Origin of the sequence: Aeromonas sp. FDAARGOS 1409, assembly GCF_019048705.1 — a bacterium.
GTDB classification, from domain to species: domain Bacteria; phylum Pseudomonadota; class Gammaproteobacteria; order Enterobacterales; family Aeromonadaceae; genus Aeromonas; species Aeromonas sanarellii.
In genome coordinates this window covers 144791-163463 of the sequence record NZ_CP077395.1, presented here as the reverse complement: position 1 = coordinate 163463, position 18673 = coordinate 144791, and the positions used below count along the sequence as shown (strand labels likewise).

The 18673-nt window shown below is 60.3% G+C and carries 19 protein-coding genes and 1 riboswitch; of the genes, 12 read left to right on the top strand and 7 right to left on the bottom strand.

All coding sequences use genetic code 11. The annotated features are described in order from the left end of the window. Positions 1–40 precede the first annotated feature (40 nt). Positions 41–2476 (top strand): YgiQ family radical SAM protein, encoded by a 2436-nt coding sequence (locus I6L39_RS00745; protein ID WP_216990754.1) that lies wholly within the window; start codon positions 41–43, stop codon positions 2474–2476. A 128-nt stretch (positions 2477–2604) separates the two neighbouring features. On the opposite strand, the gene I6L39_RS00740 is transcribed toward I6L39_RS00745, so the two are convergent. Beyond that, positions 2605–3414 carry a GIY-YIG nuclease family protein gene (locus I6L39_RS00740; protein WP_216990753.1) on the bottom strand — a complete coding sequence of 270 codons (810 nt, stop codon included), beginning with the start codon at positions 3412–3414 and terminating at the stop codon, positions 2605–2607. A 317-nt stretch (positions 3415–3731) separates the two neighbouring features. Next, entirely contained in the window at positions 3732–4151 is a 420-nt protein-coding gene (locus tag I6L39_RS00735; RefSeq protein ID WP_216990752.1) for a hypothetical protein, read from the bottom strand. A gap of 378 nt (positions 4152–4529) precedes the next feature. On the opposite strand from I6L39_RS00735, the gene I6L39_RS00730 reads away from it, so the two are divergent. The 4 genes from I6L39_RS00730 (at position 4530) to aqpZ (ending at position 7457) form a co-directional block, all read left to right on the top strand. After that, the gene (locus I6L39_RS00730) at positions 4530–4769 is read left to right on the top strand and encodes a hypothetical protein (protein ID WP_216990751.1); all 240 of its coding nucleotides are present in this window, start codon (positions 4530–4532) and stop codon (positions 4767–4769) included. Between the two features lie 74 nt (positions 4770–4843). Further along, complete coding sequence (locus tag I6L39_RS00725; RefSeq protein WP_216990750.1) at positions 4844–5758, top strand: Gfo/Idh/MocA family protein; 915 nt, start codon at positions 4844–4846, stop codon at positions 5756–5758. Between the two features lie 184 nt (positions 5759–5942). Further along, positions 5943–6464 (top strand): crossover junction endodeoxyribonuclease RuvC, encoded by a 522-nt coding sequence (ruvC, locus tag I6L39_RS00720; RefSeq protein ID WP_216990749.1) that lies wholly within the window; start codon positions 5943–5945, stop codon positions 6462–6464. Between the two features lie 306 nt (positions 6465–6770). Further along, entirely contained in the window at positions 6771–7457 is a 687-nt protein-coding gene (gene aqpZ / locus I6L39_RS00715) for an aquaporin Z (protein ID WP_216990748.1), read from the top strand. A 123-nt stretch (positions 7458–7580) separates the two neighbouring features. On the opposite strand, the gene I6L39_RS00710 is transcribed toward aqpZ, so the two are convergent. Then, positions 7581–8321, bottom strand: coding sequence for a lytic transglycosylase domain-containing protein (locus I6L39_RS00710; RefSeq protein WP_216991733.1), 741 nt, complete (start codon positions 8319–8321; stop codon positions 7581–7583). A gap of 317 nt (positions 8322–8638) precedes the next feature. Here I6L39_RS00710 and I6L39_RS00705 point away from each other — a divergent pair, with 317 nt between their 5' ends. Next, the gene (locus I6L39_RS00705; protein ID WP_042074356.1) at positions 8639–9097 is read left to right on the top strand and encodes a GNAT family N-acetyltransferase; all 459 of its coding nucleotides are present in this window, start codon (positions 8639–8641) and stop codon (positions 9095–9097) included. A gap of 4 nt (positions 9098–9101) precedes the next feature. Here I6L39_RS00705 and I6L39_RS00700 read toward each other — a convergent pair whose 3' ends face one another. Then, a complete protein-coding gene (locus I6L39_RS00700; RefSeq protein ID WP_042074357.1) occupies positions 9102–9644 on the bottom strand; it encodes a DUF1439 domain-containing protein in 543 nt (180 codons plus the stop codon). 96 nt (positions 9645–9740) lie between these two features. On the opposite strand from I6L39_RS00700, the gene cls reads away from it, so the two are divergent. Both cls and I6L39_RS00690 read left to right on the top strand, forming a co-directional pair. Continuing rightward, the gene (gene cls / locus I6L39_RS00695; protein ID WP_216990747.1) at positions 9741–11222 is read left to right on the top strand and encodes a cardiolipin synthase; all 1482 of its coding nucleotides are present in this window, start codon (positions 9741–9743) and stop codon (positions 11220–11222) included. Between the two features lie 107 nt (positions 11223–11329). Further along, positions 11330–12598, top strand: coding sequence for a DUF945 family protein (locus I6L39_RS00690; RefSeq protein ID WP_216990746.1), 1269 nt, complete (start codon positions 11330–11332; stop codon positions 12596–12598). A gap of 60 nt (positions 12599–12658) precedes the next feature. Here I6L39_RS00690 and purU read toward each other — a convergent pair whose 3' ends face one another. Further along, positions 12659–13495, bottom strand: a complete 837-nt coding sequence (gene purU, locus I6L39_RS00685; protein WP_216990745.1) for a formyltetrahydrofolate deformylase — start codon at positions 13493–13495, stop codon at positions 12659–12661. Between the two features lie 207 nt (positions 13496–13702). Then, positions 13703–13860: riboswitch (FMN riboswitch) on the top strand. A gap of 104 nt (positions 13861–13964) precedes the next feature. Here purU and ribB point away from each other — a divergent pair. Together ribB and I6L39_RS00675 are read left to right on the top strand one after the other, a co-directional pair. Then, complete coding sequence (gene ribB / locus I6L39_RS00680) at positions 13965–14618, top strand: 3,4-dihydroxy-2-butanone-4-phosphate synthase (protein ID WP_216990744.1); 654 nt, start codon at positions 13965–13967, stop codon at positions 14616–14618. A 225-nt stretch (positions 14619–14843) separates the two neighbouring features. Continuing rightward, on the top strand, positions 14844–15086 hold the full coding sequence (locus I6L39_RS00675) for an Lpp/OprI family alanine-zipper lipoprotein (protein WP_010634682.1): 243 nt from the start codon (positions 14844–14846) through the stop codon (positions 15084–15086). Between the two features lie 133 nt (positions 15087–15219). Here I6L39_RS00675 and I6L39_RS00670 read toward each other — a convergent pair whose 3' ends face one another. Together I6L39_RS00670 and I6L39_RS00665 are read right to left on the bottom strand one after the other, a co-directional pair. Next, the gene (locus I6L39_RS00670) at positions 15220–16068 is read right to left on the bottom strand and encodes a tetratricopeptide repeat protein (RefSeq protein ID WP_216990743.1); all 849 of its coding nucleotides are present in this window, start codon (positions 16066–16068) and stop codon (positions 15220–15222) included. Then, positions 16065–16787 (bottom strand): 4'-phosphopantetheinyl transferase superfamily protein, encoded by a 723-nt coding sequence (locus I6L39_RS00665; RefSeq protein WP_216990742.1) that lies wholly within the window; start codon positions 16785–16787, stop codon positions 16065–16067. The genes I6L39_RS00670 and I6L39_RS00665 overlap by 4 nt, the downstream gene beginning before the upstream one ends. Before the next feature lie 275 nt (positions 16788–17062). Here I6L39_RS00665 and I6L39_RS00660 point away from each other — a divergent pair, with 275 nt between their 5' ends. Further along, positions 17063–17551 (top strand): C40 family peptidase, encoded by a 489-nt coding sequence (locus I6L39_RS00660; RefSeq protein WP_042074365.1) that lies wholly within the window; start codon positions 17063–17065, stop codon positions 17549–17551. A 151-nt stretch (positions 17552–17702) separates the two neighbouring features. Next, positions 17703–18656, top strand: coding sequence for a 23S rRNA (adenine(1618)-N(6))-methyltransferase RlmF (rlmF, locus tag I6L39_RS00655; RefSeq protein ID WP_216990741.1), 954 nt, complete (start codon positions 17703–17705; stop codon positions 18654–18656). Positions 18657–18673 lie beyond the last annotated feature (17 nt).

Below are 18673 nucleotides of genomic sequence, written 5' to 3'. Positions count from 1 at the left end.
CCGGTATAATGCGCGACCCGAATTGTTCCAGGTGGTCAAAATGCAGCCGGTTACCAACCTCTTCTCCTATCCCCGTTACTGGGCAGAGTGCTACGGCACGGCGCCCTTCCTGCCCATGTCCCGCGCGGAGATGGACAAGCTCGGCTGGGACAGCTGCGACATCGTGCTGGTGACAGGGGATGCCTACGTGGATCACCCGAGCTTCGGCATGGCGGTGATCGGCCGCATGCTCGAATCCCAGGGTTTCCGGGTCGGCATCATCGCCCAGCCGGACTGGTCATCGAAAGATGACTTCATGCGCCTGGGCAAGCCGAACCTCTTCTACGGGGTGACCGCGGGCAACATGGACTCCATGATCAACCGCTACACCGCCGACAAGAAGCTGCGCCACGACGACGCCTACACCCCGGGGGACGTGGGTGGCAAACGGCCGGATCGCGCTACCCTGGTCTACACCCAGCGCTGCAAGGAGGCCTATAAAGAGGTCCCCGTGGTCATCGGTGGCATAGAAGCGTCCCTGCGCCGCATCGCCCATTACGACTACTGGTCCGAGACCATCCGCCGCTCCATCCTGATCGACGCCAAGGCCGACATTCTCATCTATGGCAACGCCGAGCGCCCTCTGGTGGAGGTGGCTCACCGCATCGCAGCGGGCGAGACCATCGACACCATGCAGGACATTCGTGGCACCGCCGTCATCCGCAAGGAGCCGCTGCCGGGCTGGCGCGGGGTGGATTCGAGCAAGCTCGACCAGATTGGCCGCATCGACCCCATCCCCAACCCCTATATGGAAGGGGCGCCCTGCGCAGACGACGAAGGGACGGCGCCGATGGAGCAAGAGGCCAAGCCCATCCTGGTGCAGCCGCCCAAGCAAAAACCCTGGGAGAAGACCTACGTCAAGCTGCCGGCGTTCGAGCGGGTGAAGGAAGACAAAGTGCTCTACGCCCACGCGTCGCGCATCCTGCACCACGAGACCAACCCGGGCTGCGCCCGCGCGCTTTCTCAGGCCCACGGCGATCGCATCATCTGGGTCAACCCGCCTGCCTTCCCGCTCGAGACCGACGAGATGGACGGGGTGTTCGGCCTGCCTTACCAGCGGGTGCCGCACCCGGCCTATGGCAACGAGAAGATCCCGGCCTACGACATGATCAAGACCTCGGTCAACATCATGCGCGGCTGCTTCGGCGGCTGCTCCTTCTGCTCCATCACCGAGCACGAGGGGCGCATCATCCAGAGCCGCTCGGAAGAGTCGATCCTCAAAGAGATCGAAGAGATCCGCGACAAGGTGCCGGGCTTTACCGGCGTCATCTCGGATCTGGGCGGCCCCACCGCCAACATGTACAAGTTGCGCTGCAAGAGCCCCAAGGCCGAGCAGACTTGTCGGCGCGCCTCCTGCGTCTGGCCGACCATCTGCCCGCACATGGACACCGACCACAGCCCGACCATCAACCTCTATCGCAAGGCGCGCGACCTCAAGGGCATCAAGAAGATCCTGATCGCCTCCGGCGTGCGTTACGACATCGCGGTGGAAGATCCGCGCTACATCAAGGAGCTGGCCAAGTACCACGTCGGCGGCTACCTCAAGATCGCGCCGGAACACACCGAGGAGGGCCCGCTCTCCAAGATGATGAAGCCGGGCATGGGCAGCTACTACAGCTTCAAGGAGCTGTTCGACAAGTACTCCAAAGAGGCGGGCAAGCAGCAGTACCTGATCCCCTACTTCATCTCCGCCCACCCGGGCACGACCGATGAAGACATGGTGAACATGGCGCTCTGGATCAAATCCAACCGCTTCAAGCTCGATCAGGTGCAGAACTTCTACCCGTCGCCGCTCGCCAACGCCACCACCATGTATTACACGGAGAAAAACCCGCTCAACAAGGTGAGCCGCCAGGGCGGGGACGTGTTCGTGGTGAAAGGGGAGCGTCGTCGTCGCCTGCACAAGGCGCTGCTGCGCTATCACGATCCGGCCGGCTGGCCCATGATCCGCGAAGCCCTGCTGGAGATGGGCAAGGGCCACCTCATCGGCAACGGCCCCGACTGCCTGGTGCCGCCGGAAGGCCGTGGCGAAGCCAAGGCCGAGCGCAGTCGCAACAAGGGCCTCAAGCCTGCCCTGACTCGCCACAGTGCCATCACCCATCAGCGCAGCAATGGGGCTGGCAACAAGGCCGCTGGCGGCCAGAGCAACGGGCGCGGCAACGGTGCTGCCCGCAGCGACGCCCCTGCCGCCAACAAGGCCGGTAAAGGCAATGGCAAGCCGGTGGGTGTCCAGCTCCAGAAAGGCTCGGGCAACGGCAAGCCCGCTCAGGGTTCAGGACAGGGCGCAGCTCAAGGCAAAGCCGCAGGGCAAGGGAAACCCGCCCATAAGGGCAAGGCACCGACCCGCGCAGGCTCTGCCAAGCCGGGTGCCAAACCCGCCACTCAAGGCGGCAAGCCTGCCGCCAAAGGCGGTGCAGCCAAGCGACCGGCTCGGTGAGTTTCCTGATTGGAAAGCGATAGAAATAAAAAGGGCGACCATATGGTCGCCCTTGTCTATATCAGACCTTGATTTTTATATTATGACTTAGTACCAGAAGCCCAATACATATAATTTATTTTAGGTGTTCAGTTTCTGTTGTAGCCAAAAGCATTGGTTTGAAGTGCTCTCTTCCAGTATTGCTCTCGATTTCTAATTGTTTCGTCGTCTGTTCTCATTGAGCGAAATTCTAGTATTGAAAACTGAAAGTTTGTACGTGCGTGCTCGAACCCATAGGTATTAATTAGCTTTGTTAATTCCTCATTTCCTCCGTGGCCTGTACTAATATAAGAAGCCCATCTTGACCAAATACCAGTGTCACCATAAGCAGAGCCAACGTATTTCTTCCCATTGCTTTTATCTACTATCAGATAGACACCTTTTACATTTTCAAGGGCAGCCTTCCAGTCGGGCTTACCTTGCTTGATAATTGCTTCAATTTGCGAAAAGCCATGCTCAACATTTTCGTATCCACAGAATGCTTCACCTTCAAATGTTTTTTCGAAAAGTTGTGCGATTTTTAGCTCGTTGAAATGATTTTCTAGATAAAAGGCTCGTCCTCTCGTACCTGGACCGGGATAGTTAAGAAGGAGACGTCCAATGTATTCATGGTGAAGGTCACACAGTTGAACTGTATATGATTCAGAGTTGCGATGGGTGACTTCAAAAATCCCACCAAAGAGCCATTTATCGGGCTGATGATAATATCGGATTAAGCTGAATATATATTTTCTACTAAAATCGTTTCGGCTGCCGCGCCAACTATTCCAACCCTTCCATTCATCTGGGTCTCGAACAAAAACATCCAGTGGTTGCTCTTCACCATTCCAAACAGCAAAATGAATTTTGTACTCACTAAGATTATCTATGGGAAGTATTTTACTGGCAGAAATATCCATCGCCGCTCCGAAAGGTAAATATGTCTATAATACGCATGTAAATTCGTTATCTTATGACAATCGGGCCTAGGTAAGCAGATTATCTTGTGTGCTGAGTTTTACTTGGACAGGGACTCTGGGACACCAACCTTTTTGCTAGCCAACTTTGCAGGCATCAGCTCGAATCCACTCCCCCTAATTTTTTCAGCAAGCAAGCTGATAGCGGCTTGTTCCAAAGGAGGGGGGCTAGATTAATAGCTGCAGATATATGGTAGGGAGAGCACGGGGCCCATTCATGTACCATTTTTATATGATACTTAAGTTAGGTTGAGCTATAGCTATTCCTTGTTCAAGATTTGTTCAATATCTCCGTCAGGTTGATTCCATCCCTTAAAACGATAGATTCGCTTTGTTACCTGATGACCTTCACCACCTAGACCAAGGGTTCCTGTCTGTTTCTTCTGATCTAAAGATAGGCCAAGAGTACCTTTTCCTGATAAGTCATAATATTCCTCTATTTCGACCTCTTCAGCATTGTCGATACGTCTTGCGATAGCTAGTTCTTGAGCTACTCTGGCCTGCTGTTGTGCAAACCGCATTTGAATGGTTTGTTTTGTGGCCTCATCTTCCAGCTCCGCAACGCCTTTCTCAGATGCGCTCGAAATTAATTGTGACCCTTTCTCTGCTAATTCTGCAACTAAACCAGCTATTGGGCTCACTTGCCATATGACGCTTTTAGTTTTTAACCAAGTAGACATAACGCCCCCTCAACTTTAGAAATCTGTGACACCCATTTTTTGAGCAAGGTGTAACGCAACCAAATCTCACGCTACCGCCCGTGGATTACAGCTTCCAATATGTTCCCTTGACCCGCGTTGGCAGCAACCCATCACAGCTCAACAGGTTCTGGACGGCCATGGTAAGCCAAACGAAACTGCTCAGGCGAGCATCAAAACTGATACAGCCATCAGAAAGTTATCGTTTTTTGAACCAGATCATCAAAGCGCATTACCAACTGCAACCAAAAGCGGCCAGGTGGTAGTAGCTTTGCTATCTTGACGGCTGGCTAAAGGGTAGGGGAGGCATAGCGGTCTCTCCCGATAGATATTGCAGCATCCCTGCACAGGAGTGAGCAGATGGCGGTGAAAGTCCGATCCAGAAGAGAGAAGGTGGGCTGCGGGCTCGGACTGGTGATGGGGATCATTGCCTTTAACCTGATTGCGCCCCTGCTCCTCGAATCAACAGAGATCTCGGATATGAACCGGATGATAGGGGCCATGGTCAGCGCAATGATCTGCTCCGAGCTGGGGGCCAGAGTGGGCAAGTGGCTCGATGTCAGGGAGCAGGCCAAGGGGCTTTCGAAAGAGCCTGAATAGAAAGCCTCGATAGAAAGCGCCGGATATTACTCTGTCTGCATTCCATTCCATCCCATCCATCACAAGGAGTTCCCATGCGCATTGCTCTCATTGGCCTCGGCGACATCGCCCAGAAGGCCTATCTGCCGCTGCTCGCGAGCGACGAGCGGGTCACCCCGCTGCTCTGTACCCGCAATCCAGCAGTGTTGGACAAGCTGGCCCGCCAGTACCGGATCCCTGAGTGCTTTACCGAGGTGGATGCGCTGCTGGCAAGCCGCCCGGATGCAGTGATGATCCATGCCGCCACCGTCGTGCACTTCGCGCTGGCCCGCCAATGCCTGCAGGCGGGCATCCCTACCTTCGTGGACAAGCCGCTCTGCTTTGATTACGCCGAGGTGGAGGCGCTCGCCAATCTCGCCATCGCGCAGGATTGCCCGCTGTTTGTGGGTTTCAACCGCCGCTATCTGCCCGCCATGGGGGCTGCTCGTGCCGAGCCGTTCACCGAGCTGCACTGGCAGAAACACAGGCATGCCCTGCCTGGGCTGCCGCGCCAGTTCCTGTTCGACGACTGCATCCATGTGCTCGACAGCCTCTGCTTCTATGGCGGCGTGCCTGGCGGAGATCTCCATGCGGTGCTGAGGCGAAGTGCCCAGCAGCCCGAGCTGCTGGCCGGGGTGAGCGTCGCCTGGCAGAGCGGGCAGACGGCGGTGAGCGGCAGCATGAACCGCAGCGCCGGCATCACCGAGGAGCGCATCGATGCCTATGGCGACAACCTCTCCCTGCATATCGAGAACTGCACTCGCGGCACGTGTGCGCGGGACAAGACCCTGCAGACCCTGGCGCCGGACGACTGGCAGCCGGTGCTGGCCCAACGGGGTTTCGTGGCGATGCTCGCGCACTGGTATGGGCAGATTGAGGCGGGCCGCGCCGATGGGCGACTTGTCGAGAGCTATCTGCAGAGCCACCGCCTGGCCGAGCGCCTGGTGACCCTGGCCGAAAGCGGGCAGTAGGGCTCGATATTTGCGGCTCCCTTGTTCAGCGACGGGGCCGGTATGGGCGAACAAATGAGCAGACCACTGTACAAGACGGTGCATCCCTGCGCAGTCGGCGGGCGGGCCCTTCGCCGTGCGAGCCAAGGGGAGGCTTGTTTGCTATCTTGGCGGCCATGAACAGCCTTCAGAGCACCAGCATTCAATGAGCATCATCTTGGGCATAGATCCCGGTTCGCGGATCACCGGCTACGGCGTCATCCGCATCGTCTCCGGCAAGGCGCAGTACCTGGGGTCCGGCTGCATCCGCACCGACCTGGGCGAGCTGCCGTCTCGCTTGAAGCAGGTGTACGACGGGGTGAGCGAGATCATCACCCAGTTCAAGCCGGACGAGTTCGCCATCGAGCGGGTCTTTATGGCCCGCAATGCGGACTCGGCGCTCAAGCTCGGTCAGGCCCGTGGCAGCGCCATCGTCGCGGCGGTCAATGCCCTGCTGCCGGTGAGCGAATACTCGGCGACCCAGATCAAGCAGGCGGTGGTGGGCACCGGCGGCGCGGGCAAGGAGCAGGTGCAGCACATGGTGATGCACCTGCTCAAGCTCTCGGCCACCCCCCAGGCGGACGCGGCGGATGCGCTCGGGGTGGCGCTCTGCCACTTCCATACCCAGCAGAGCCTGATCCGGATGGCGGGGCAGGCCAGCGGCTCGGTACGCGGCCGTTATCGCTGAGCCTGGTACTCCGCCTTGGCAGAGTGCGAGAGAAGGGTGAGCCAGATGCCGGCGCCTGCTGGCAAAAGCGCTGATTGAGTCACGATTTGTCGCACCTCCTCAGGGGACTCCCATGAGAAAGCCCCATGGGGCGGGACAGGTTCTTTCTACCTAATCAAAAACTTGTGATTAAGATCACACATTTACCCCGGTGCGGGCCGGCTTCGCCTTGTGCCGCCACACTCCCATAATATGGCGCCTGTTTAATAACAGTGTCCGTATGAGCCTTCCTGGCTCCTGTGTTAGTCATCATGGGGAGAGACAAGAGTGAAACCTTTTGCTGCTGAATTTATGGGAACCTTCTGGCTGGTGCTGGGGGGCTGTGGCAGCGCCGTGCTGGCCGCCGCGTTTCCGAACGTGGGGATAGGTCTGCTGGGCGTGGCCCTGGCGTTCGGCCTGACCGTGCTGACCATGGCCTATGCCATCGGTCATATTTCCGGCTGTCACCTGAACCCGGCCGTGACCGTCGGGCTCTGGGCCGGTGGTCGTTTCCCGACCGCCAGCGTGCTGCCCTACATAGTGGCTCAGGTGCTTGGCGGGATCGCGGCGGGTGGCGTGCTCTATGTCATTGCCAGCGGGCAAGCGGGTTTTGATGTGAGCGCCGGTTTTGCCTCCAACGGTTATGGCGAGCACTCCCCCGGCGGCTACAGCCTGCTGGCGGCCCTGGTGTGTGAAGTGGTGATGACCGGCTTCTTCCTGTTCGTCATCATGGGCGTCACCGACAGCCGTGCCCCGGCCGGGTTCGCGCCCATCGCCATCGGCCTGTGCCTGACCCTCATTCACCTCATCAGCATTCCGGTGACCAACACCTCGGTCAACCCGGCACGCAGCACGGGTGTGGCGCTGTTCGTGGGTGACTGGGCCATCGGCCAGCTCTGGCTGTTCTGGGTTGCCCCCATCGTCGGTGCCATTCTGGGTGCATTGGCCTATCGTGTGATCGCCACGAAAGAGTGATGTGTTGCTAAACAACGTGTGGTATCGACACGCCCCCGGGCGTGTTTTTTTGTTTCTGGCGGGCACGAAAACGGGCCACCAAGGGCCCGCAGTATTGTTCAGCCGGCTGAAAGAGGGAAGGGGTTACAGACCGCGGGCGCTCAGCATCTCCTTGTAGCGCTGGTGCAGCAGCTTGACCCGCTCCACATAGGCGCGGGTCTCGGCGTAGGGCGGGATGCCACCATGCTTTCGCACCGCGCCGGCCCCTGCGTTGTAGGCTGCGGTGGCCAGGGCGACGTTGCCGTCGTACTGCTTGAGCAGCCCCGCCAGGTACTTCACCCCGCCGAAGATGTTCTGCTCCGCCAGCAGGGCGTTGCCGACCCCCAGCTCGCGGGCGGTGGCGGGCATCAGTTGGGTCAACCCCATGGCCCCCTTGCGGGAGACCGCCAGGGGGTTGAAGGCGGATTCGGCGTGGATCAGTGCCCGAATGAGGGCGGGCTCGACTTGATACGCCTTGGCTGCCGCCTTGATGGTGCTGGCGTAGTCATAAAGGAAGAGGCCTGTGGTGCGCCAGTTGACCTTGGAGGCGGGATCGCAGGCATAGCAGTCGTTGAACAGCAGCAACTCGTAGTGGCCCTGCTCCGGCATCATGTCGGAGTAGCGGATGACCCCGTTCTTCTGCACCGACTTGTAGACCTGGATCTGGCGGCTGGCGGGCGTGGCGGACCCGGGAGGCGGCGAGGAGAGGGGGGCCGTGGCGGCGGCCACTGTCTGGGGCTTGGGAGCCGGGGCTATCGACTCCGGCGTCAGGATCACCACCTCGGCAGGTGGTGGCATCTGGCCCCAGGCAAGGTGGGAAAACAGCGGGATCATGCCCAGCAACATCCATGCTTTCAACGGCTTGCTCCTTAAGCCTCGTTAGCCACGTTGAGTAAAGCATCCGGGGCGAGACAGAACAAGTCCGCTGGCGGAGCGTCGCAGGAAAAGTTCAGGAAAGAGGGGGGCCGGATGGCTGCAAAGGGCAGGGGGGTGGCCGATGTCCGGCACGGCATCGTGCCCACAGCGTCGTCTTTTCCATCAGACTATTGGCTTTTTTGTAAGTTAAAGCCGTGTTATCTTGCTGTGGCTCCACTCTGGTCAGATCTCTTCGTGGGGCCGGATGATGGGTCAGGAGAGGGCGGGGTGGCCAGAGCGACATGGGTATGACAAGCAGGCGGGCGATGGAGCTCAGATTCGAAGAGTACTGTGATGCGGATCTTTCCCTGATCAGGGACTATTACGAAACGACTTTTTCCCACTATGTGCCGGACCTGGCCGAGCGGATCTTCGTGGTGCGCGACGCCCATTGGCTGGTGGGGGCGGTGCGTCTGCGCGACGAGCAGGAGTACTACCATCTGTGCGGTTTCCGGCTGCTGCCCCATTACCAGTCCCTGGGCCTGGGCTCCCGGCTGTTGCAGCATGCCTGCCGCGGTCTGCTGGACAAGCCCGTGATCTGCCATGCCCTGCCCTTCGAGAAGCCCTTCTACCTCAAGGCCGGCTTCGACCACCTTCCCCTGCACGAACTCGACGGGCCGCTTCATGCCCTCTACCACCAGCAGCGCGAACAGGGTTACCAGATCGAGCTGCTGGTGCGTCAGGCGAGGGCTCCCGTCTTCAACTGAGGCGTCACTGTGGCTTGGTCAGCAGGTGGATCTTGCCCGGTGACAGCTCCAGCCCCAGCAGATTCTCCTTGAGCCAGGCCTGATTGGGATCCTTGTCGTCGAGCCTGTAGACGGGCTGGGTCTCCAGCCGCTTCTCCATGCTCTGCAGCAGCATGCGCAACATGAAACCGAACTTCTGCTCGGCCGCCGCCGGCTCCAGCTTGTAGTCGACGAGCTTCATGTTGTCGAGAAAGAGCGCGCTCTGGGCCTTGTCGTAGCGGGGCCTCGCCTCATAGGTCATGTTCAGCAGGGCGTCGTACTCGGTCTGGTCCGGCAGCGCTATCTTCAGCTTGCCCTTGCCAAACACCCTGGCGGTGTCCGGGCTCTGGCGGCCGATCTGCACATCGCTCTGCTCAAGCTTCACATGGGCCTTGATGATGCCGGGCAGTTCCAGCTGTTTGTCCACTTGCACCTGGGATTGCAGGTACTGATTTATCTGCTGCTCATTGATGTCATATGAGCCTTGACCTAGCATGGCCAGACTCAGCAGCATAGATTGCAGGATCATGCTAACGACCTGATAGAATGGGTTTGTCCTACAGCATACCATTCCGGCCTTGTGGGATCTGCCCATGCCACTTGTTCAACACACCAAGGAGTCGCCTTGCTCGACGGTCTGGAATACGACATTCAGTTGCTGTTTTCCCGCTTTCTCGGCTGGTTGTTGCTGCTGTTTCACACCGTGATCGTGGCAGGGATCTCCCTGCGGGTGGTGATGAAGCGGCGTCCCATCGGGGTGTCGCTGGCCTGGCTGGCCCTCATCTATGCCATCCCCTTCGCCGGGGTCGGCTTCTATGTGCTGTTCGGCGAGATCCGGCTCGGCCGCAAGCGGGCGGAGCGCGCCCAGGCCATGTACCGCCCTTACGCCATCTGGATCCGCCAGTTGGCTCGCCTCTTCCCGCAGCACTGCTGCGAGGTGGGGAGCAAGGCCCGTCCGCTCCATGATCTGATCCAGGGCCGGCTGGCCATGCCCATGCTCTCCGGCAACCGGATGACGCTGCTGCACAAGCCCGACACCATCATCCAGGAGATAGTGCGCGACATCCGGGGCTCCTCCCAATCCTGCTACCTGGAGTTCTACATCTGGCATCCCGGCGGGGACGTGGACGCGGTGTGCGAGGCGCTGATGGAGGTGGCGGCACGCGGCGTGGATTGTCGTGTGTTGCTCGATTCCGTCGGCAGCAAGACCTTCTTCCGCTCCCATTGGCCGAGCACCCTGGGCGCGGCCGGCGTCAAGGTGGTGGAGGTGCTGCCGGTCGGCGCCTGGCGCATCCCCTTCCAGCGCCAGGACTTGCGCATGCACCGCAAGCTGGTGGTGATCGACGACAGGGTCGGTTACACCGGCTCCATGAACATGGTGGATCCGCGTTTCTTCAAGCAGGATGCCGGGGTCGGCCAGTGGGTCGACATCATGATCCGGGTGCAGGGGCCCGTGGTGCCGCTGATGTGGTCCACCTTCGTCTGGGACTGGGAGATGGAGACCGGCGAGCGCCTGCTCGACAGCCTGCAGCACGAGCCCGAGGCCTGGCCGCAAACTAACTACCGGGCCCAGCTCATTCCCTCAGGCCCCTTCGTCGGGGGGGACTGCATCCAGCAGAGCCTGCTGCTGGCCATCTATCAGGCCCGCCACCATCTGGTGCTGACCACCCCCTATTTCGTGCCCGATGACCCGTTGGCGGCCGCGCTCTCCTCGGCGGCGGCCCGGGGCGTGCTGGTGCAACTGGTGTTGCCGGCGCGCAATGACTCCCTGATGGCCAACCACGCCAGCAACTCCTTCATGGAGGATCTGCTGGCGGCCGGGGTCGAGATCTACCGCTACGATGCCGGCCTGCTGCACACCAAGAGCGTGCTGGTGGACGATGACTTCGCCCTGGTGGGCACGGTCAACCTGGACAGACGCAGCCTCTGGCTCAATTTCGAAGTCACCCTGCTCATCGACAACCCGGTGTTTGTCGCCGAGATGAACCAGCTGGTGCAGGGCTACATGCTGGAGGCGACCCCCATGTCCCTGACCAGGTGGCGTGCGAGGCCCTGGTACAAAAAATTGCTTGAGAACATCTTCTACCTGTTCAGCCCCCTGCTGTGACAATGGAGCGTGGACCCGGCGGCCTCATCCGGCTTGCGTGGCCTCCCATCCTCCCCGTAGAGTGCGCCCATGCACCCGCCATCGAATAATGTGGAGAAACAGAACAGATGAAGAAAAAAGTGGCCTTGGCCGTTGGGGCCGTATTGGTGGTCGGGGGGCTTGGCGCCTGCTGGTACACGGGCAATACGTTCGACCGGATCCTGGCCGAACAGATCGCCAGGGCGCAGCAGGAGAGCGGGATCGAGATCACCTGGCACCCTACCACGGAGCACCTGTTCGCCCGTGACGGCGTGCTCAAGGTGGTGGTGCCGCCAGAGACGCTGGCGAGCCTGGACCCCCAGCTGGCGGGGAGCGAGCCCATCGAGATGCAGTTCGCGTTCAACAGCCGTATGCTGCCGCTCTATATCAAGAGCCACCTGCTGCTGGATACCGCACAGGGCACCCTGGCGCCGATATTCAGCTCCCTTGGCATGCAGCAGTGGCAGCTGGGAGCGGAGTCGGCCAGCAGCCTCTGGACCATGAGCAACAGCTCCCGTTTCTGGGTCGGTGACTTCAAGGTCAGAGAGGGGATGAACGAGTTCAACTTCCTGCCCCTGAGCGGCGACTATCGCGGGGATCTCGACGGCAACGGCCACATGACGGTCCAGTGGCTGGGCATGACGGTCCACGATGCGCAGAGCAAGATGGATCTGGCCCTGGCCGATCTCAAGGGCAGTGCCGACATGGCCGAGATCAGCGGCCTCTGGCTCTCCCCCCGCAGCGATGCGACCCTGTCCGCCTTCACCCTGACGCAGCCGGGGAACATCAGGATCTCCCTGCAGGGGCTCTCCACGGCCACCCAGCTGGCGGGGGACGACGCCCAGACCCTCTCCAGCCGTTACCAGATGAAGGTGGAAACCCTCAATCTGGAGAGCGAGGAGGACAGCCTGACGCTGGCCGAAGGCAACCTGGACCTGGCGCTCAACGGGCTGGATCTGGAGGGGTATCAGACACTGCAGGAGGTGAGCGGTCAGCGGGTGGATGAGTCTGCCATCCAGGAGGCGCTGGACAAGATGCTCCAGCGGGGCGTTACGCTGCAGCTGACGGATTTCAGCGCCCGGCTCAACGGTGAACCCGTCAGCCTGCAAGGGGAGGCCAGGCTGGCGTCAACGACCCTGGCACAACTGATGGGCAGCGAGGAGGGGATGCAGGCCCTGTCGGGGCTGCTCCATGCCCACCTGGGTGACAAGCTGGGTCAGGCGGTTCCCCAGCTGGCCCCCATGCTGGCGCAGTTCACCGCCCTGGGGTATCTGAAGGCGGAGCAGGCGCAGCTCCAGGCCGAGCTCAAGCTCGACAAGGGGCAGATCACCGTCAACGGTCTGCCGCTGCAGCCATGAGTGCCGCGCAATGAAAAAAGGCTCCCTCGGGAGCCTTTTTGCTGGATGCCTGGCGGCGGCTTACTTGAACACCACCGTCTTGTTGCCGTAGACGAACACCCGTTCGTTCAGTACCAGCTCCAGGGCGCGGCTCAGCACGGACTTCTCCACGTCGCGGCCAGCCTTGGCCATGTCGTCGGCGCTGAAAGTGTGGTCGACGTGGATCACGTCCTGCTCGACGATGGGGCCCTCATCCAGATCGTCGGTGACGAAGTGGGCGGTGGCGCCGATCAGCTTGACCCCGCGATCGAAGGCCTGGCGATAGGGGCGGGCGCCGATGAAGGCGGGCAGGAAGGAGTGGTGGATATTGATGATCTTGCGCGGATAGGCCGCCACGAAGCTCGGGGTGAGCACCCGCATGTACTTGGCGAGGATCACGTAATCCGGCTGGTAGCCGTCGATGAGGGTGCGCACCTGCTCTTCGTGCTCGGTACGGCTGAGATCCTCGTGGCTCACGCAGTGGAAGGGGATGTCGAACTTGCCCGTCAGCTCGGCGAGGGTGTCGTAGTTGCCGATCACCGCCACTATGTCCATGTCCAGGGCGCCGGCATAGTTCTTCATCAGGATGTCGCCGAGGCAGTGGGTCTCCTTGGTCACCAGGATGACGATGCGCTTCTTGCCCGCCTTGACCAGGCGGCGCTGGGCGCCCGCCGGCAGGGCGTCGTCGAGATCCGCCAGCAGGGTCTCGTCGTTGAAGCGTCCTTCCAGCTCGGTGCGCATGAAGAAGCGGCCGTTTTCGTGGTCCACGAACTCGTCGTTCTTGTTGATGTTGAGCTGGTGCTTGTAGCAGATGTTGGTGATCTTGGCGATGAGCCCCTTGGCGTCGGGGCAATCGGTCAGCAGTATTTTCTTTTCCATCTCTGTCATGATTCCGTTTGTGTTGTTGGCGCCCGAGTCTGCGCGGGCTGCACGTTTTTGCTGGCACTATGCCACAAACAAAATCAGAAAGGACAGCGCGCCGTGCATCGGAGTGGCAGGTGGGTGGGCCGGTTCGCCGCCTGTGCCCCTTGGTCTTTGATGGGTTTTGGGCTGGCATCCTGTGCCTTTTTTCTTTAGGCTGTCTGCGCTTATTCTCAGGGCGGGGTGAAATTCCCCACCGGCGGTATCCCGATGTGACTCGGGGAGCCCGCGAGCGCCCGACCCGGTCTTGGACCGGTTCGGGGTCAGCAGATCCGGTGAGATGCCGGAGCCGACGGTCATAGTCCGGATGAAAGAGGATAAGACAGATAATGCTGGCGAGCCCCCCGTGGGTTGGCCGCCGCATGCCTGCCTCTGTCTGCCTTTCCATGCCCTGATTCTGGTCCTTGTCTTTTTTAGGAGTCTTACCATGAATCAGTCTCTGCTCAGTGAATTCGGTGATCCCATTGCTCGCGTCGAGGCCGCGCTGGCCGCACTGCGTGCCGGCCAGGGTGTGCTGGTTGCCGACGACGAAGATCGGGAAAATGAGGGGGACCTCATCTTCGCCGCAGAATCCATGACCAACGAACAGATGGCCATGATGATCCGCGAGTGCTCCGGCATCGTCTGCCTCTGTCTGACCGATGAGCGGGTCCGCCAGCTCGAACTGCCCATGATGGTGGAGGCGAACTCCAGCCACTACCAGACCGCCTTCACCGTGACCATAGAAGCGGCGCAGGGGGTGACTACCGGGGTGTCCGCCGCCGACCGCATCACCACTATCCGCGCGGCCATTGCAGACGGTGCCAGACCATCCGACCTGCATCGCCCTGGCCACGTCTTCCCGCTGCGCGCCCGCACGGGGGGCGTGCTGACCCGGCGCGGTCACACCGAAGCCACGGTCGACCTGATGCAACTCGCCGGTCTCAAGCCCTACGGGGTGCTGTGCGAGCTGACCAAGGAGGATGGCTCCATGGCCAGACTGCCCGACCTGGTGGCCTTCGGTCGTCAGCATCAGATGCCGGTGCTGACCATCGAAGATCTGGTGCAATATCGTCAATTGCTGTCAGAGCGTTCGGCCTGAGCCTCATACGAAATTGTAATAAGCCGAAAATTTGGTTACGCTTTGCACGAACCTCATCCAGGGACACTTATTTTTGCTTAAAGTTTGCGCATAAAGTGTGCAACTAAAAAAAAATGAGGGTTTTAACGCATTTATCTGTGATGGGGCCTATCCAAACTATGATTTTTTTGTGCCATAATCACGCCGCTTGCTAAACGTCTGGCGAGTTAAAGGGAGCTTTTAAAAATGAAAAAAATGTTGTTGGTAGGTGTTGTTGGTCTGTCCGCTCTGCTGGGCGGTTGTGCAAACACCAGCGAACTGGAAACTTCCGTTCAGAATCTGTCTAACAAAGTTGACCAACTGGCTCAAGATGTTAGCGCTGTTCGTGCTGATCAGTCCAAGATCGCTGCTGATGTTGCAGAAGCCAAGCAAGAAGCTATGCGTGCTAACCAGCGCATCGACAACATGGCTACTTCCTACAAGAAGTAATCCATGCGAAAAAATGGCGCATTTCAATGCGCCATTTTTTTTTGCCTGAAATTTGGTTATTCCCCGCGTTTCACTCCGCCTGAACAAGGCAATGCCGACTGATCGGCATTCCCCGTCCTGATTTCCCATTCGATCAATAGAGCAGGCTGTAGAGCTTGCGGCGGTAATTCTGTGCCGCCGGGTGTGCGCCCATGGTGGCCAGCACATCGAGGTAGATCTTCTTGGCATCCCCAAAAGCCAGATCCCGCTTGAGAATAGTGAACAGCAAGGCCAGGGCCTCCTCCTGGCGACCAACCTGGCTGTAGAGCACCGCCAGCTCCTGGGCGATGGCAGCGTCGTCCGGCTGTTCGGCGTGACGCAGCTCCAGTGCGCGCAGCTCCGGACTGTCGCTGGCCTGCTGCGCGAGAGAGAGGCGGGAGCTCAGGGTCTGATAGTGATCGTCCTGTGCCACCATGGGGATGGCGGCGAGCAGGGACTGGGCTTCATCCAGCAGGTTCAGATCCAGCGCGGCCTGTGCCAGCCAGAGGCTGATGTCGTGGCGCTCGGGGGCGAGGCGATGGGCCTTGCTCAGATGACTGTGCGCCACATCGGCCTGCTCCGTGGCCAGTGCCTGCTTTGCCTGTTCGAGCAGCAGCTCTTCTTCCTTGGGGGCAAAGGCGGCGAAGTACTGGCGCAATGTGGCTTCATCCTGCGGACCTTCGAGGATGGCCTGTTCGTCCGGGCGCCCCTGATGGAACAGCACCAGTGCCGGCAAGGCACGCAGGGCAAGCTGGCTGGCCAGCGGCTGCAGCTGGGGATCGTTCATGTCGACCTTGGCCAGGGTGACGCCGGGATTTGCCGGGCCGACCAGGGCTTCCACCAGGGGGGTCATGCCCTGGCATTCCGGCATCTGCGGCGCGTGGAAATAGATGACGACCGGCTTCTTCAGGGATGCATCGATCAGTTCGGCGTGAAAATTCTGGGGAGTGATGTCGACGATCATGAGGCTGACTCTCGGAAAATGGTGTGGATCAACATGGGGTCCAACGGGGTGGATTTCAAGCGCGCATCCAGCAGATGGGCGCTGACCTGGCGGGTCGGGGCGGCGAGGCTGAGCCAGCCGTTGCCGACCCGCCAGTCGCTCACTTCATAGTCGCGGGTATCGAGGCGATTCTCCAGCCGCCATCCCTGCGCCGGGATGAAACAGATCTTGTCCAGTCCGGCGGCAATGCCGGCACCATGGGCCTTGAGCACCGCCTCCTTGCGTGCCCACAGCCGGTAGAAGGCGGACGCCTGCTCCTGTGGCGGCAAGCTGCACAGCCACCTGTGTTCGCCCGGGGCATAGAAGCGCTCAGCCAGCGGCAGTACGGGCCGGCGGCGCAACCCCATCTCGATGTCCACGCCGAGGGGCCCCTCCCGGCAGAGGGCGAGCACCAGCCACTCCCCGCTGTGACTCAGGTTGAACTGCCAGGAGTGGCTGCGCAGTGCAGGCTTGCCATGCTCGCCGATGGAAAATGCCAGCGCATCGGGCGGGCAGTGGAGTCGCTCTGCCAGCAGACGGCGCAGCAGCACCCGGCCGAGCAGGTATTCCCGCTGGCGGCCGGGCTGACGGATCTCGTGCCAGTGGCCCTGTTCCTGTGGGGAAAGCTCGGACGGCAGACTGAGCCACTGCCCTGCATCGACACACGCCGTATTTAACAAATAGAGATCCGCTGAGAGCATAATATTTCACTTAAAAATGGGGGCGAAGTAGCGATAACAGTCGGTTTGACGAGGGCAAAACCGGTTCTTCCCAGATTGTATATTGTTTGGTCATGATCACATAAATTGCGCTAAACAGAGCATTTCCTTGCAAAAATGTGAGATCGATTGGGATTTTCGCTTGCCTCGATAGAATTCTTGGATATAGTCGGGTGCTGTTGCCTTATAAATTGCCCTCTCGGGCTGCATTTTAACAAGTTTCACTCTTTTGCGGGGATAAAGGATTGCGCCACCTGATGCTACTGCTGGTCGCGCTCGGAATGGTGGGTTGTGCCTCGGCACCCCAACCCGAGGTCGCGAGCAAGATCGAGGTTTCCATGATGGAGCCCGTGATTGAACCCGAAGTTTCCACCACCCCTGATGTCAACGAAATCCTGACCGTATACAAAGAGTGGCGTGGCGTTCCTTACCGCATGGGGGGCAGCAGCCAGCGAGGCATCGATTGCTCCGCCTTCGCCCGTGAAGTGTTCCGCAACGCCGTCGGCATCGAATTGCCCCGCGATACCCGCTCCCAGGTACACGAGGGGACCCGGGTCTCCAAACAGGAGCTGGTCGAAGGGGATCTGGTCTTCTTCAAAATCAATCCCCGTCTCAATCACGTCGGCATCTATGTCGGCAACGGCGAATTCATCCATGCCTCCACCCGCGCCGGGGTGACGCGCTCCAAGCTCGACAGCTCTTACTGGCGCAGCAAGTTCTGGCAGGCACGCCGGATCGATATCTGAGTCAGGCTGGACAAACGGCTCGCAGTACGGACTGTTTTTCCAACCTCACTTGAACCGGGCCCCGAAGGGCCCGGTTTTTTATGACCCTCGTTTAGACTTTCCCTGGCCGACTCTCTATAGTGTGGCCCCCTTGATCCTCGGCAGGTCCAGCATGAAGCCCCAGCACAAATCCGGATTGCACCCGCGCAACCGCCATCAGGCCCCCTACGACTTCGATGCGCTATGTCAGCGCACCCCCGAGCTGCTGCCCTTCGTGTTCATCAACGAACACGGCACCCGGACCCTGGATTTCGCCGATCCGGCCGCCGTCAAGGCGCTGAACAGGGCGCTGCTTGCGCTGCACTACGGCATTGCGCATTGGGATCTGCCGCCGGGCTACCTCTGTCCGCCCATTCCGGGCCGGGTCGATTACCTGCACCGGGTGGCGGATCTGCTGGCGGAGAGTGCCGGCAAGGTGCCGACCGGCAAGGGGGTGAGGGTGCTGGACATAGGCGTCGGGGCCAACTGCATCTATCCCCTGCTGGGGGCCCGGGAGTATGGCTGGCGTTTCGTGGGGTCTGACATCGATCCCGTGTCGGTCAAGGCGGCGGCCCTGCTGGCCGCGAGCAATGGCCTGGGCAGCCAGATCGCGTGCCGTCATCAGGGCAACCCCGGACATATCTTTCGCGACATCCTGGAGCCGAAGGAGCACTTCGCCCTGACCCTGTGCAACCCGCCGTTCCACGCCTCGCTGGCGGAGGCGAGCAAGGGGACGGAGCGCAAGCTGCGCAACCTAGGCAAGGGTCAGGACAAGGCGGTGACCGGGGCCCCCGTGCTCAACTTCGGCGGTCAGAAGGCCGAGCTCTGGTGCGAGGGGGGCGAGGCGGCGTTTCTGGCGGCCATGATAGAGCAGAGCCGGGAGTTTGCCGCCCAATGCCTCTGGTTCAGCTCGCTGGTCTCGAAGAAGGAGAACTTGCCGGCCGCCCGCAAGGCGCTGACCCGGGCGGGGGCACGGGAGGTTCGGGTGATCGACATGGCGCAGGGCAACAAGGTGAGCCGGATCCTGGCCTGGAGTTTCCTGGACGAGGAGCACCGCACCGCCTGGTGGTCTGCCCGCGGGCGGTAACGGCGGCGGGGCGTTGC

Excerpts from the sequence above, each read along its gene's own strand:
- I6L39_RS00745 (WP_216990754.1), top strand. The coding sequence starts at position 41 with ATGCAGCCGGTTACCAACCTCTTCTCCTATCCCCGTTACTGGGCAGAG.
- I6L39_RS00740 (WP_216990753.1), bottom strand. The coding sequence starts at position 3,414 with ATGGATATTTCTGCCAGTAAAATACTTCCCATAGATAATCTTAGTGAG.
- I6L39_RS00735 (WP_216990752.1), bottom strand. The coding sequence starts at position 4,151 with ATGTCTACTTGGTTAAAAACTAAAAGCGTCATATGGCAAGTGAGCCCA.
- I6L39_RS00730 (WP_216990751.1), top strand. The coding sequence starts at position 4,530 with ATGGCGGTGAAAGTCCGATCCAGAAGAGAGAAGGTGGGCTGCGGGCTC.
- I6L39_RS00725 (WP_216990750.1), top strand. The coding sequence starts at position 4,844 with ATGCGCATTGCTCTCATTGGCCTCGGCGACATCGCCCAGAAGGCCTAT.
- ruvC (WP_216990749.1), top strand. The coding sequence starts at position 5,943 with ATGAGCATCATCTTGGGCATAGATCCCGGTTCGCGGATCACCGGCTAC.
- I6L39_RS00710 (WP_216991733.1), bottom strand. The coding sequence starts at position 8,321 with ATGTTGCTGGGCATGATCCCGCTGTTTTCCCACCTTGCCTGGGGCCAG.
- I6L39_RS00705 (WP_042074356.1), top strand. The coding sequence starts at position 8,639 with ATGACAAGCAGGCGGGCGATGGAGCTCAGATTCGAAGAGTACTGTGAT.
- I6L39_RS00700 (WP_042074357.1), bottom strand. The coding sequence starts at position 9,644 with ATGATCCTGCAATCTATGCTGCTGAGTCTGGCCATGCTAGGTCAAGGC.
- I6L39_RS00690 (WP_216990746.1), top strand. The coding sequence starts at position 11,330 with ATGAAGAAAAAAGTGGCCTTGGCCGTTGGGGCCGTATTGGTGGTCGGG.
- purU (WP_216990745.1), bottom strand. The coding sequence starts at position 13,495 with ATGGAAAAGAAAATACTGCTGACCGATTGCCCCGACGCCAAGGGGCTC.
- ribB (WP_216990744.1), top strand. The coding sequence starts at position 13,965 with ATGAATCAGTCTCTGCTCAGTGAATTCGGTGATCCCATTGCTCGCGTC.
- I6L39_RS00675 (WP_010634682.1), top strand. The coding sequence starts at position 14,844 with ATGAAAAAAATGTTGTTGGTAGGTGTTGTTGGTCTGTCCGCTCTGCTG.
- I6L39_RS00670 (WP_216990743.1), bottom strand. The coding sequence starts at position 16,068 with ATGATCGTCGACATCACTCCCCAGAATTTTCACGCCGAACTGATCGAT.
- I6L39_RS00665 (WP_216990742.1), bottom strand. The coding sequence starts at position 16,787 with ATGCTCTCAGCGGATCTCTATTTGTTAAATACGGCGTGTGTCGATGCA.
- I6L39_RS00660 (WP_042074365.1), top strand. The coding sequence starts at position 17,063 with ATGCTACTGCTGGTCGCGCTCGGAATGGTGGGTTGTGCCTCGGCACCC.
- rlmF (WP_216990741.1), top strand. The coding sequence starts at position 17,703 with ATGAAGCCCCAGCACAAATCCGGATTGCACCCGCGCAACCGCCATCAG.